Origin of the sequence: Nonomuraea sp. NPDC050022, assembly GCF_044460705.1 — a bacterium.
GTDB lineage: Bacteria > Actinomycetota > Actinomycetes > Streptosporangiales > Streptosporangiaceae > Nonomuraea.
Map to the genome: position 1 here is coordinate 582,334 of NZ_JBITKE010000003.1, position 12,378 is coordinate 594,711.

Annotated in this window: 11 protein-coding genes; 3 read left to right on the forward strand and 8 right to left on the reverse strand. The window is 71.0% G+C overall.

Going from position 1 to position 12,378, the window contains the following annotated elements:
- Positions 1-125: 125 nt before the first annotated feature.
- The gene (locus ACIBO2_RS14125; protein WP_397297248.1) at positions 126-1,334 is read right to left on the reverse strand and encodes a beta-ketoacyl synthase N-terminal-like domain-containing protein; all 1,209 of its coding nucleotides are present in this window, start codon (positions 1,332-1,334) and stop codon (positions 126-128) included.
- Positions 1,331-2,593: a beta-ketoacyl-[acyl-carrier-protein] synthase family protein gene (locus ACIBO2_RS14130; RefSeq protein ID WP_358539839.1), complete on the reverse strand. Its 1,263-nt coding sequence runs from the start codon at positions 2,591-2,593 to the stop codon at positions 1,331-1,333. Before ACIBO2_RS14130 ends, ACIBO2_RS14125 begins: the two co-directional genes overlap by 4 nt.
- 180 nt (positions 2,594-2,773) lie before the next feature.
- Here ACIBO2_RS14130 and ACIBO2_RS14135 point away from each other — a divergent pair, with 180 nt between their 5' ends.
- From ACIBO2_RS14135 to ACIBO2_RS14145, 3 genes are all read left to right on the forward strand, one after another.
- Positions 2,774-3,454 carry a cyclase family protein gene (locus tag ACIBO2_RS14135; RefSeq protein ID WP_358539837.1) on the forward strand — a complete coding sequence of 227 codons (681 nt, stop codon included), beginning with the start codon at positions 2,774-2,776 and terminating at the stop codon, positions 3,452-3,454.
- Between the two features lie 71 nt (positions 3,455-3,525).
- A complete protein-coding gene (locus ACIBO2_RS14140) occupies positions 3,526-4,389 on the forward strand; it encodes an ABC transporter ATP-binding protein (RefSeq protein ID WP_397297656.1) in 864 nt (287 codons plus the stop codon).
- Positions 4,386-5,240: an ABC transporter permease gene (locus tag ACIBO2_RS14145; RefSeq protein ID WP_397297251.1), complete on the forward strand. Its 855-nt coding sequence runs from the start codon at positions 4,386-4,388 to the stop codon at positions 5,238-5,240. The genes ACIBO2_RS14140 and ACIBO2_RS14145 overlap by 4 nt, the downstream gene beginning before the upstream one ends.
- Positions 5,241-5,319: 79 nt before the next feature.
- On the opposite strand, the gene ACIBO2_RS14150 is transcribed toward ACIBO2_RS14145, so the two are convergent.
- The 6 genes from ACIBO2_RS14150 to ACIBO2_RS14175 form a co-directional block, all read right to left on the reverse strand.
- Complete coding sequence (locus ACIBO2_RS14150; RefSeq protein WP_358539829.1) at positions 5,320-6,897, reverse strand: FAD-dependent monooxygenase; 1,578 nt, start codon at positions 6,895-6,897, stop codon at positions 5,320-5,322.
- A 134-nt stretch (positions 6,898-7,031) separates the two neighbouring features.
- Complete coding sequence (locus ACIBO2_RS14155; protein WP_358539827.1) at positions 7,032-8,291, reverse strand: acyltransferase domain-containing protein; 1,260 nt, start codon at positions 8,289-8,291, stop codon at positions 7,032-7,034.
- Positions 8,281-9,336 carry a ketoacyl-ACP synthase III family protein gene (locus tag ACIBO2_RS14160; protein ID WP_358539824.1) on the reverse strand — a complete coding sequence of 352 codons (1,056 nt, stop codon included), beginning with the start codon at positions 9,334-9,336 and terminating at the stop codon, positions 8,281-8,283. Before ACIBO2_RS14160 ends, ACIBO2_RS14155 begins: the two co-directional genes overlap by 11 nt.
- A gap of 3 nt (positions 9,337-9,339) precedes the next feature.
- Entirely contained in the window at positions 9,340-10,185 is an 846-nt protein-coding gene (locus ACIBO2_RS14165; protein WP_358539822.1) for an SDR family oxidoreductase, read from the reverse strand.
- Positions 10,186-10,246: 61 nt separating this feature from the next.
- Positions 10,247-11,323, reverse strand: coding sequence for a methyltransferase (locus ACIBO2_RS14170; protein ID WP_358539820.1), 1,077 nt, complete (start codon positions 11,321-11,323; stop codon positions 10,247-10,249).
- Positions 11,324-11,345: 22 nt separating this feature from the next.
- Positions 11,346-12,368, reverse strand: a complete 1,023-nt coding sequence (locus tag ACIBO2_RS14175; RefSeq protein WP_358539817.1) for a methyltransferase — start codon at positions 12,366-12,368, stop codon at positions 11,346-11,348.
- Between the last annotated feature and the right edge of the window lie 10 nt (positions 12,369-12,378).

Here is a 12,378-nt window from a genome sequence, read left to right on the forward strand (position 1 = left end):
GTCTGGTCAGTCGTCGTCTGAGTGGGGTCTGGTCTGGTCAGTCGTCGTCTGAGTGGGGTCTGGTCTGGTCAGTCGTCGTCTGAGTGGGGTCTGGTCTGGTCAGTCGTCGTCTGAGTGGGGTCTGGTCACTCGTCCGATGCGGTCAGCACCAGGGCGGAGTGGAAACCCCCCGTGCCGCGGGCGAGGACCAGCGCGCTGCGCCCTGACCATTGCCGGGGCTCCGTGGTCACCAGGTCGATCTCGTAGACCGGGTCCGGCGCGGTGACGCGTCCGGCAGGGGGCAGCACGCCATCGCGGAAGGCCAGCAGCGCCGCCACGACATCGACCGGGCCACCGCCGGAGAACAGCCGGCCGGTGCCGGCCTTCGGCGCCACGACGGGTACGGCGTGCGGCCCGAAGAGTTCGGCGATGGCCGTCGCCTCGGCCAGGTCCAGCGCGCGGGTGCCGCCGGCGTCGGCGAACACCGCGTCGATGTCTTGAGGCGTGCGCCGCGCGTCGGCCAGGGCCAGTTGGGCGGCGCGGCGCAGGCCCGAGCCCGTGGCGCCCGGGCGGGCGTCGAACGCCGCGCCGTACCCGCTGACGCGCCCGTACCGCACCGGCTGCCGGCGCTGGGGCGCCGCGTCGGGTTCGACCACAAGGATCGCCCCGCCCTCGCCGGGCACGTAACCACACGCGTCGGCGCTGAAGGGAAGGTAGGCCCGGTCCGGCCGCGGCTCCCGGCTGATGTCCCGGTTGCCGAGATGGGAGGCATGGCCGTACGGAGAGCGCGAGCTCTCCATACCACCGGTGATCACCACGGCCGCGCCGGAGCGCACCTGGCGCAGCGCGTTCCCGATCGCGTCGAGCCCGCCCGCCTGCTCGCCGACGAAGACGCCGGCCGGGCCACGCGTCGCGTTCCGGATGGAGATCTGGCCCGCGTTGACCGCGTAGAACCAGGCGAAGGACATGTAGGTGCTGACGTGCTTGGGGCCCTGCCGCCACAGCGACTGGAGCTGCCGCTGGCCGTACTCGAAGCCGCCGAACGCGGCCGCGGTGCTGATCGACGCGCCGGCCAGCTCGTCGGGTGTGAGGCCCGCTTCGGCCACCGCCCAGTCGGTCGCGGCCAGGGCGAACTGGGTCATTCGGTCGGTCTGCGCGATCAGGCGACCCGGCAGGTGAGCCGCGGCGTCGAACCCGTCCACCTCGCCGCCGAGCGGCGCCGGCCATCCGGTGGCGTCGAACCGGCCGATCCGGCGGATGCCCAGGTGCCCGGCACGGGTGGCGGCCCAGTACGCGTCGGTGCCGAGCCCGGTGGGCGCGATCACGCCCACGCCGGTGATCAAGGCTCCGGTCACGGCCGCCCCCGCAGCACCATCGCGCTCTGGAACCCGCCGAAGCCGCTGCCCACCGTCATCACGGTGCGCAGCGGGGCCTCTCGCGCGGTCAAGGGGACGTAGTCGAGATCCAGCTCGGGGTCGGGCTCGGTGAGGTTGGCGGTCGGCGGGATCGTGCCGTGCTCGATGGCCAGCGCGCTGGCGGCGATCTCGATGGTGCCGATCGCGCCGAGCGAGTGGCCGATCATCGACTTGACCGAGCTGATCGGCACCGAGTACGCGTGCTGACCCAGCGCGCGCTTGATCGCCGCGGTCTCGTGCCGGTCGTTCTGCTGGGTCGCGGTGCCGTGCGCGTTGAGGTAGTCGACCGCGTTCGGCGCGACGCCCGCCGTGGTCAGCGCGGCGTCCATCGCACCGGCGAGCTCGGCGCCGTCGGTACGCAGTCCGGTCATGTGGTACGCGTTGCACATCGCTCCATAACCGGCGATCTCGGCGTAGATGTGCGCCCCGCGTCGCCGGGCCGCCCCGTACTCCTCCAGAACGAGTACGGCGGCGCCCTCGGCCAGCACGAAGCCGCTGCGATGGCGATCGAAGGGACGCATCGCGTTGACCGGATCGTCGTTGCGGGGCGAGGTGGCCTTGATCGCGTCGAAGCAGGCGACGGTGATCGGCGAGATCGGCGCGTCGGTCCCGCCGGCCAGCATGATGTCGGCGCTGCCCTCGCGGATCAACCGCCAGGCGTGCCCCACGGAGTCGATGCCGGAGGTGCACCCGGCGGAGACGACGGTCGCCGGGCCCAGGGTGCCGAAGCGGGTGGCCACCTCCGCCGCGAACGAACTCGGGACGAAATAGTCGTACTGGTGCGGCACGACATAGCCGGGATCGACCTCCCATCGCCGGGCCTGGTCGCTGAGCACCACGTACTCGCTCTCCAGGCGCATGGTGCAGCCGACGGCCGTGCCGATGCTCACTCCGGCGCGCTCGGCCGAACCGTCGATGTCGACGCCGCTGTCGGCCACCGCCTCGTCACCGGCCACCAGGAGCAGCTGCGCCGCGCGATCGAGTCGCCTGATCTCCCGCGCGGTCAACCCCTCCCGCGCCGGATCGAAGTCGCACTCGGCGGCGATCCTGGAGCGAAAGGCCCCGGCGTCGAAGAAACTGATCGGGCGAAATGCCGGGCGCCCGTCGACGAGCCGTTGCCAGAAGGCCTTACGGCCGGGGGTACCAGGAGCCACAACGCCCATCCCGGTGATCACCACCCGGCGGTCTCGCGTACCCATCAATGCTTCTCCCCTGAAACGGTTCTCCCCTGCCACGGTTGCGGTGCCTCGATGGACTCTGTCGCCGCGTCGTCGAGCGGATATCGGGCCGGAGAAGAACTTTCAGCCCCTACGGCGCCTTTATCGCCCTTCGACACCACGCTGCGACGGTGATCTCCGACCGACAGAGCGGAGAGCCAGATGCCGAACAACCGGACCATTGTCGACCTGAGCTTCTCGATCAGCCACGACATGCTCACCCACCCCTGGATGCCCAAGCCGCGCATCAGCGAGTTCATCAGCCGGGAGCAGTCCGCGGGGTTCCTCGCGCCCGGCGTCACGTTCGCCCTGACCACGGTGGAACTCTGCGGCAACACGGCCACGTACATCGACGCGCCGAGCCAGTTCCACGTCGACGCCGCCGACGTGGCGGGCCTGAGCCTGGAGCGCATGGTGGACGTCCCGATCACGGTGGTCCGGGTGTCCCCTGAGAAACTGCCGGATGGGCGGTCGATCGGACCTGAGGTGTTCGAGGGGCTCGAGCTGGCCGGCCGGGCCGTCCTGGTGAACACCGGTCATGACCGGCACTGGGGCACCGGCGGGTTCTTCAAGGACTCGCCGTTCCTGACGCAGGAGGCGGTGAAGGCGTTGCTCGACGCCAACCCCGGCATCGTCGGGATCGACAGCCAGAACATCGACAGCGGCACCGACAACAGCAAACCCGCGCAGAACCTCCTGCTCGGCGCGGACATCTATCTGCTGGAAAGCCTGACCCGGCTGGACCGGCTGCCGGACACCGGCGCCCGGCTGACCGTGCTGCCCGCGCCGATCGCGGGAGTCGGGAGCTACCCGGTCCGCGCCATCGCGGTCATCGACCGGTGATCGTGCAGCCCTCTCCGGCGCCGGTCACACCGTCCGGCGCCGACAGCGTCATCGACGTCAGGGACCTGCGGATGCGGTACGGCGACACCGAGGTGCTGGCCGGAATCACCTTCGCGGTACGGCGAGGAGAGGTGGTCGCCCTGCTCGGACCGAACGGCGTCGGCAAGAGCACGACCATCGAGATCCTCGAGGGGTTCCGGTTGCGCTCCGCCGGTCAGGTGTCGGTGCTGGGCGCGGATCCCGTGCACGGCGACCGGCGCTGGCGCGCCGAGATCGGGGTGGTCCTCCAGTCGTGGGCCGATCACGGCAAGTGGCGGGTACGCGAGCTGATCTCCCACCTGGGCACCTACTACGTCCCGTACGCGCGGGAGTCGATGCCCAGGCCGTGGGACTGTGACGCGCTGCTTGAGCTCGTCGGGCTCACCGACCTGGCCGGGCAGAACCTGCGCCGGCTGACGCAGGGGCAACGCCGACGCCTCGACGTCGCCATCGGGTTGGTCGGCCGGCCGCAGCTGTTGTTCCTCGACGAGCCGACGGTGGGGTTCGATCCCCGGTCCCGGCACGACTTCCACACGATGATCAAGCAGCTGGTGGAGACGGAGCAGATCACCGTCGTACTCGCCACCCACGATCTCGCCGAGGCCGAGCGGCTCTCGCACCGGATCCTGCTGCTGGCCGGCGGCCAGATCATCGCGGACGGATCGCCCGAGGAACTCTCCGGCCGCGCGAGCGAGACCTCCGAGGTGCGCTGGACCAGGAACGGCCGGCGCTTCAACGCCTCCACACCGGCGCCAGCCCGCTTCGTTCACCGGCTCTACGCCGAACACGGCGCGGACATCGATGATCTGGAGGTGCACCGGGCCACCCTTGAGCAGAGCTACCTGACGTTGGTGCGGGACTGGGAATCCGGCACATCGCCCGTGAGGTCGCGATGAGGGCCGCGTACGTCCCGCTGCGCGCGGGTATACGACACGGCCTGATCGAGCTGCGGCAGCTGTTCCTGGACAGCCACCATGTCGTGGTCACGCTCATCTCCACCGGGATCTTCTTCACCGCCATGCTGTTCACCCGGGGGTTCGCGGTGCCGGGCACGCAGTTCTCGCTGGGAGTGACGATGCTGCCCGGCGTCCTCGGGGCGAACATCGGTCTCAACGGCATCGCGACGATGGCCGGGACCCTGGCCGTCGAGCGGGAGGACGGGACGTTGCTGCGCGCCAGGACCGTGCCGGGCGGCATGGTGGGCTACCTGGTCAGTAAGGTCGTCGGGCTGTCCTGCTCCATCGTCATCACGGCGGCGCTGACTCTCGGTGCCGGACTCGCGGTGTTCCCCGAACTGGTCATCCACGGCGCGCGCACCTGGCTGACGCTGGCCGTCGTGTCGCTTCTCGGCCTGGCGGCGGCGTTGCCGGTGGGGATGGCCGTGGGTCCGCTGCTGCCCAATTCGCACAGCTTCGGGCTGGTCATGTTCCCGCTGTGCGCGCTGGCGGCGGTCTCCGGCGTCTTCTACCCGATCACCCGGCTGCCTGAGGCGCTGCAGTGGATCGGCGAGGCGTTCCCGATGTACTGGCTGGGTCTCGGCGCCCGCTCGGCGTTGCTGCCCGACGCCATGGCCGCCGTGGAGATCGGTGGAGCGTGGCGGCTTCCGGCCGGCGTCGCCGTACTCGTCGCGTGGGCGGTGGCCGGTGCGCTGATCGCGCCCATCATGCTGCGCCGGATGATGCGTCAGGAGTCCGGCTCGAAGCTGCACGCGCGCCTGGAGAAGGCCATGCAGCGGCGCGTCGGCTGATCCGGGAAGGGCGCTGATCCGGAAACGGCGGAGCGGGATCCGCTCCGCCGTTCCCATCAGGTCCGCTCCGCCGTTCCCATCAGGTCCGCTCGACCGTCCGGTCCGGCCACAGCCGGGCAGGGAGCGTGTCGATGAGCTCGCGGTTCAGCCGCCTGCCGCGAGCCGAGACGTAGCCGTCCGGTCGTACCAGGATCCAGCCGCCGTCGGCCAGCCCCAGGCTGGCGCGCAGCGCGCCGTCACGGTCCGGCAGGTCGAAACCGGCCGATCGCACGGACAGCCACGCGTCGTGACGGGTTTTCGCGGCTTCGAGCGGCTCGGGAAGGTCACCGGCGACGAGCAGCGTCCAGCGCGGGTCCTGGAGCTCCGCGATCAGCGCCTGCTCGGCGGCCGACTCCGGTGGGCCGGCGACGCGACGGGTGAGACGCTGGCCGGGCCTTGGGAGCGGCTCGGCGCCGTTGAGCGTCAGCGGGCTGTCGGAGTACTCCAGGTTCAGGCCGGACACCGCGCCGAGCATCTTGCCCTGCATCCGCCTGCGCAGCGCGGGGATGTTGGAGACCGCGGCGAAGACCACGGGCAGCAGCCGGTCCGCGACGGGGTTGCTCAGTTGCACCAGCCGGGTGGCCTTCTCGGTGGAGGTCAGCAGCTCCGCGCCGACGGGAACGCGCTCGACGCCGTAGGTGTCCAGCAGCGCCTGCCCGGCGTGGCCCCTGATGACCATGGCCAGCTTCCAGCCGAGGTTGTACGCCTCCTGGATCCCGGTGTTCATGCCCTGGCCGGACGCCGGGCTGTGCACGTGAGCCGCGTCGCCGGCGACGAAACACCGGCCACGGCGCATCGTCCGCACCATGCGCTGCTGCGCGGTGAAGACCGACACCCAGCCGGGCGGACGCACCACCACCGGCCGCCCGAGCCCGATCCGCAGCTTGTGGGTCAGCCGCTCGGCGAGCCGTACCGGGTCGCCGTCGTAGTCGACGTCCACCGTGTCCAGCAGCCGCCATCGGCCGGGCTCGATGAACGGCACGGCCATCATGGTGACGCGTTCGGCGCGGATCCAGTAGATGCTGTTCGGCGGGAGGTCGGTCTCGACCTGCGCGTCGGCCAGCAGCCAGGTCTGCCTCGACGTGCCGACGAGCGTGAGGTCGAGCTCCGAGCGCACGGTGCTGTGTCCTCCGTCGCAGCCGATCAACCAGGGCACCCCGTATTTCTGGTGGGAGTCGTCCTGGCGCAGCTGGACCGTCACTTCCTCCTCGTCCTGCTGGAGTGACTCCAGCCGCACTCCCCACTCCGGCACGACCCCAAGCTCGCGCAGGGCGTCGCGGAGGATCTCCTCGGTGACGATCTGGTCGATGGCCATGGTGAACGGGAATCGAGTCGGCATGTCCGTGTAGTCGGCGGCCAGCCGCGCCAGCCGGCGCCCGTCCCTGTACAGCGCGAACCCGGTGATCCGCCGCCCCCTGCGGAGCACGGCGTCGATCACCCCAAGTTGCTCGTAGATCTCCAGCGTCCTGGGATGGGTCGCGATCGCCCTGCTGGTGGTGGCGGGACCGGGCGCGGCGTCGATGATCCGCACCCCGATGCCGCGCCGGGTCAGGTCGAGTGCCGCGGTCAGGCCGACCGGCCCGGCGCCCGCGATCAGCACCTCTATTGGGGAATCCATCTGCTGGCACACCCTTCTGCCGTCACGTTGTCTGATCCCTACGCGGTCTGATCCCTACGCGGTCTGATCCCTACGCGGTCTGATCCCTACGCGGTCTGATCCCTACGCGGTCTGATCCCTACGCGGTCTGATCCCTAACCGGTCTGTTCCCTGAAGCCCGCAAAATCGAGGTCGTGGCCCTCGAGCCAGAGCTTCGCGGCCGCCGCCAGTACCGCGCGCCGATCCCGCTCGCCCTCGCCGGGCCCGGCCGGCAGCAGGGCCGCGACGTCGCTGGCACCCGATCGCACCTTCGGATGGCGCCGGGCGAGCGCGGTGAGGCTCTCCGACGGGCCCGCCTCGACCAGCAGGTAGTCGCCCTCGGCCAGCAGCCGGTCGAGCGCCGGGCCGAACAGCACCGGCTCCGCCGGCTGGTCCGCCCAGAAATCCACGTCGGTCGCGGTACCGGGCGACATCGGCGCGCCGGTGTAGCCGGAGTAGAGGGGGATGGCGGGCGGGCGCAGCGCCAGGCCGGCCATCACCTCCCGCGATCCGGCCAACGCCGCGGCGACGGCCGGGCTGTGGAACGCGGTCGTCGCCCTGGCCCTGCGACACCCGTAGCCGGCGGCGCGCAGGTCGCGTTCGACCTGGCGCAGCGGCCCGTCGAGGCCGGCCAGCATCACCTGGCGGGCCGCGTTGACCGCGCCGACCACCACCGCGCCGTCGAGGTCGGCGAGGAACGGGCGCAGCTCATCGGGACCGGCGGCGACCGCGAGCATTCCGCCGGGCGGTAGCCCGGTCAGCCGGTCGATGCGATCGCGCATCACCGTGACCGCGTCGGCCATGGTGAACACGCCGGCCAACGCCGCCGCGGCGACCTCGCCCACGCTGTGGCCCAGCAGCGCCGCCGGACGGACTCCCCAGCTGAGCACGAGCCTGCCCAGCGCCCAGTCGACGGCGAAGAGCAGCGGCTGCGCCCGTCGCAGGTCGTCGAGGTCGAGCGCCGGTCGCGGTGATCGCCAGTCGTCTCTGATCGCCCGCGCGTCCGGGCCGAACAGCTCGATGACCTCGTCCATGCGGGCGGTGAACTCGGGATCTCGCCGATAGAGCCCTGCCCCCATACGGGCGTGCTGGGCGCCCTGGCCGGGAAACAGCAGCGCCACGGGCCGTCTCCGGCCCTGTCGCGGCTCCGCGGCACGCACCCCGGCCAGGGCCTCGGCATGGGTCGCGGCCAGTACGGCGCCGCGCACCGGCCCGGCCGGGGTGGGCGGCCGCCACTGGTCCGCCGCTTCCTGGAACTCGGGCGGACCGTCCGTGGTCAGCCATCGTTCCAGCGCGGCGCCGGTCTGCCGCCAGTCGTGCTCGTGCGCCCCTGACCAGGCCAGCAGGCGTGTTCGGGTTCGACCGTCACCGGTCATCGGGCCCCTCCTTCCTTGCCATGTCGTCCCCCCTCGCCGGGTAGCCCGGTACAGCCAGGACCTCGACGACCGCGCACGACCAGGTGAACCCCGCGCCGACGCCGGCGAGCAGGCATCGGTCGCCCGGCCGCAGCCGCCCGGTCGCCGCCAGGTGGTCCAGCCCGGCGAGCTGGTCGCCGGCGCCGAGATGCCCCACCCGCCGGCCCCATGGCCAGGTGGTCCGCTCGATGTCGATGCCGTACGGGCCGATGTAGGTGAGCTCCAGCCGCCGGCGGCCGAAGTTGGGAAGGACGAACCAGTCGATGTCAGTCAGATTGCTCTCGGCCTCGGCGAGCGCCCGCTTGATCGTCATGTGCTGGCGGGCCGCGACCCGTGCCACGCTCTCGGAGATCCCGGCCTTGGCGAGGAAGGCCCGTTTGGCGGCATCGAGATCCACCCGGCCGCGGACCGAGAACGGCGCCGCTCCGAACGGATCGTCGCCGCGGTGCATCCGCTCAAGGCCGGGGTCGGACTCGGTGACCAGGCAGCGCAGCCGCGCGAAGCCGGTGCCGCGGGACAGGACGATCGCCGCGCCGCCGTCGGCGTACACCGTCCCGGCGTCGCTGCGCCACCGGTCGAACCCCGGAGGGCAGAACCGGTCCGCCGCGGTGATCAGCGCCGCCGCGCCGTCCCCGGCCGCGACCAGGTGGCAGGCCGCGAGGCCGAGCGCGGCCATTCCGCCGTTGGACATCTGCCGGATCTCGATGGCCGGGCAGTCCCCCACCTCGGCGTACCGCTGGATGAACGAGGCGGGCGGCCACAGATCGTGCCCTTGGTAGTAGACGTTCGCGTGCAGCAGCAGCCGGATGTCGTCGCCGCGGTGGCCCGCTCGCGCCAGGGCCGAGCGAGCCGCCCGGGTGGCCATCTCCGGCGCGGATTCGCTCCGGGACACCGTCACCGACGTGATGCCGTCAGAGCGAGGGCTGCCCGGTGTGACGCCATCAGCCGGTACGGCGGGCGGCAACCACACGCCGGTGGCCGCGATGAAGAGGTCCTCGAAGCGCATGAGTCACGGCGACTTCTGCCGCTCCGCGTCGGCGGCCCCGGCCGGCGGCCTCATGGGCCGTTTCCGGGGGATACCGGTGAGCTCGATCCCCCCATCCACCGAGATCACCTGGCCTGTCACGTACGCGCTGCCGGGCTCGGCCAGCCGGGTGATCCAGACGGCCACCTCCTCGGGCTCGCCCACCCGTCCGGCGATCGTGGCCTGCCCGAAGATCTCCAACGCCAGCCGCGCGTCGGCCGGGCTGAAGCCGGCGCGCGCTGCCGCGTCGGTCCTGGTCACACCCGGAGCCACCGCGTTGACCCGGATGCCTGCCTCGCCGAGTTCCACCGCCCATGCCCGGGTGAACATCTCGCCGCCCGCCTTGGACGCCGCGTACAGCGAGGAGCCGAACGGTGGCGGCCGGTGCCCTTCGACGCTCGTGACGAGCACGATGCTGGCGCCGGGGGCGCGTAACCGGGGAAGCAGCCGGTCCGTCAGGATCAGCGGGCCGATCAGGTTGGTGCCGAGCACCGTCATCACGTCCGCCATGTCGACCCGGCCCAGGGGCGTCTTCTTGGTGATCCCCGCGTTGTGCACCAGGACGTCGAGGACGCCGGGGCCCGCGCCGACCGCCGCGTCCACGGCGTCGGCGCCCTCGGCGGTGGAGACGTCGGCCACCACGGGGACCAGCTTCGGATGCAGCGTGGCCGTCTCCTTCAGGCGTTCCGCGTCCCGGCCGGTGATGAACACCGTCTCCGCGCCCTGCCGGGCGAAGATCAGCGCCGCGGCGCGGCCGATTCCGGAACTGCCGCCGGTGACGACGACGTGCTGGCCCGCGAACGGAGTGAGAGTTGGGGAGTGATCCGTCATGGCAGCAAGATCCCTCCGACGCACAGAGGGGCGAGCGAGGCCATGGCGAGCAGGTTCAACATCATTGAGGCAGGCATTCGAGTACCGTCCATTCTCCGGGTGTGGGTTGGTTGGCCAGGGCGAAGCCGGACGAGCGCAGGAGCCGTTCCCACTCGTGGATGGAGCGCTCGCGCCCGCCCCAGACGGTGAGCATGTCGATGTCCAGCAGCTTGGCGCGATCCCAGGTGTTCAGCTCCGACACGACCTGCTCCAGGACGAACAGCACGGCGCCGGTGTCGCCGATCGCCGTCCTGACCTGGCGGAGAATCCGGGCGGCGGCCTCGTCACTCCAGTCGTGCAGGACCATGTTCAGGATGTAGGCGTCGCACCCGGCCGGCAGCGGGCCGGCGAAGAAGTCTCCCGCTGTGACGGTCACCCTGTCCGACAGCCCCTGTTCGGCGATCGAGGCCACGGCCGCTTCGACCATCGCCGGCCGTTCGAAGAGCACGCCGGCGCATCCGGGATAGCGCGCCAGCAGCAGGCCCAGGAAGATCGCCTTACCGCCGCCGATGTCGGCGACGCGCTCGAACCGGCCGAAGTCGATCCGGTCGAGATATCGGTTGCCGAGCCGCCGGTTGATGGCGGCCATCGCGTCGTCCAGGATGCGGCTCGACCCGGAGTCACTCTCCAGGTAGGGCCAGATCGGCATGCCGAAGACGTGGTCGAACGCCGTTTCTCCGGTGCGCACGCTGTGGCCGAGCGCGCCGAGCGCCCGGTAGAAGAAATCAGATCCATCCATGACGATGGCGTCGCGCGCCGAGTCCGCGATGTCGGTACGCAACCCTTCCGCCATCGGGGACAGCCCGAACCTCTCCTCTGCGACCTCGGTGAAGACGCCCACCGACGCCGCGCACCGCAGCACCCGATACAGCGATGGCCGATCCGCGCCCACCTCGGCGGCCAGTTCCGCCACCGTTCTCGGGCCCGCGGCGAGGTGGTCGGCGATGTTCAGCTCGGCGAGCACATGGATCGCACGGGCGAACCGGTCCGCGTTGGCCAGGACGGCCAACGCCTCGCGCGGCGTCTTGGCCGCGACCTCGAGCAGCGCGGGGACATCCCATTCCGTCATGATCTCTTTCGCCATGATCTCTTTCGCCATGATCTCCCGCCCTTCCGCCGGATCAGCCGGTCCGCTCGGCGACCACGACCGTGTCGTTGCCGATGGGAAGGCGGTGGGCGCGGATGAACCGGAACCCGGCCCCCTCCAGCCACTCGCGGCATTCGGCCACCGTGTACTCCGACCCGCCGGGGGTTACCAGCGCCACGTTGAGGCTGGTGATCAGGCTCTGGAGATCGGGCTGGTCCTCGTCGATCATGTGGTCGTAGACCAGCAGCAGGCTTCCCGGCCGGGCCGCCTCGGAGATCCGCTTGACGATCTGGCGCCGTTCTTCGACCGACCAGTCGTGCAGCACGTGGCCGATGAGATACACGCCGGCTTCCGGCAGCGCGTTCAGGAAGAAGTCGCCCGGGTGGAAGGTGACCTGGGACGCGGTCCCGTACTCCGCCATGATCTCGTCGAAGTACGGTCGAACGATGGGGAAGTCGAACACGCCTCCCCGCAGATGCCGGTTCCTGCTCGCCAGGATCGCGGCCACCTGGCCGCGCGCGCCGCCGACGTCGAGGAACGACTCGTGCTCCGACCAGGTGAGGCACTCGTCGAGCTGCGGCGCCACCATGACGTTGCTGGCGTCCATGTGGGACAGGAAGACGCGCGCCCTCTCGGGGTCGTTGTACAGGCGCTCGTACGCCTTCGCGTCCGCCTCGATGTTGGCCTTCGGCTTTCCGTCGCGCAGCGCGTCGGCCAGCGAGTGCCAGGCGGGATAATGCAGCCGGCTGCCGATCTTGATGCGGCCGCCGACGTAGCCGGAATGACCGGGAACGAGGAACTTCTTCGCCGTCTCGCTGGCCTGGTACCCGCCGTTGGCCTTGTCCAGGAGCCCCAGCACCACGAGCGCTTCGAGAAAGTCCCGCATGAGCCTGGGGTGCAACTCCAGCGTCGAGCACACCTGCGCCAGATCGGCCGGCTCGTCGCTGAGCGCTTCGAACAGGCCGATCTCCACCGCGCTGTGCAGGATCTTGGCGGGCGCGTACGCCGTGCCCAGCTGAAGGATGGACGACGCGTCGTCTACCTTGTCCACAAGCATGTCATCTCGC

What these genes read in the sequence shown, in the direction of transcription:
- ACIBO2_RS14170 (WP_358539820.1), bottom strand. Translation starts at nt 11,323, where the DNA reads ATGGCGAAAGAGATCATGGCGAAAGAGATCATGACGGAATGGGATGTC.
- ACIBO2_RS14140 (WP_397297656.1), top strand. Translation starts at nt 3,526, where the DNA reads ATGCGGTACGGCGACACCGAGGTGCTGGCCGGAATCACCTTCGCGGTA.
- ACIBO2_RS14175 (WP_358539817.1), bottom strand. Translation starts at nt 12,368, where the DNA reads ATGCTTGTGGACAAGGTAGACGACGCGTCGTCCATCCTTCAGCTGGGC.
- ACIBO2_RS14160 (WP_358539824.1), bottom strand. Translation starts at nt 9,336, where the DNA reads ATGCGCTTCGAGGACCTCTTCATCGCGGCCACCGGCGTGTGGTTGCCG.
- ACIBO2_RS14130 (WP_358539839.1), bottom strand. Translation starts at nt 2,593, where the DNA reads ATGGGTACGCGAGACCGCCGGGTGGTGATCACCGGGATGGGCGTTGTG.
- ACIBO2_RS14135 (WP_358539837.1), top strand. Translation starts at nt 2,774, where the DNA reads ATGCCGAACAACCGGACCATTGTCGACCTGAGCTTCTCGATCAGCCAC.
- ACIBO2_RS14155 (WP_358539827.1), bottom strand. Translation starts at nt 8,291, where the DNA reads ATGACCGGTGACGGTCGAACCCGAACACGCCTGCTGGCCTGGTCAGGG.
- ACIBO2_RS14150 (WP_358539829.1), bottom strand. Translation starts at nt 6,897, where the DNA reads ATGGATTCCCCAATAGAGGTGCTGATCGCGGGCGCCGGGCCGGTCGGC.
- ACIBO2_RS14165 (WP_358539822.1), bottom strand. Translation starts at nt 10,185, where the DNA reads ATGACGGATCACTCCCCAACTCTCACTCCGTTCGCGGGCCAGCACGTC.
- ACIBO2_RS14145 (WP_397297251.1), top strand. Translation starts at nt 4,386, where the DNA reads ATGAGGGCCGCGTACGTCCCGCTGCGCGCGGGTATACGACACGGCCTG.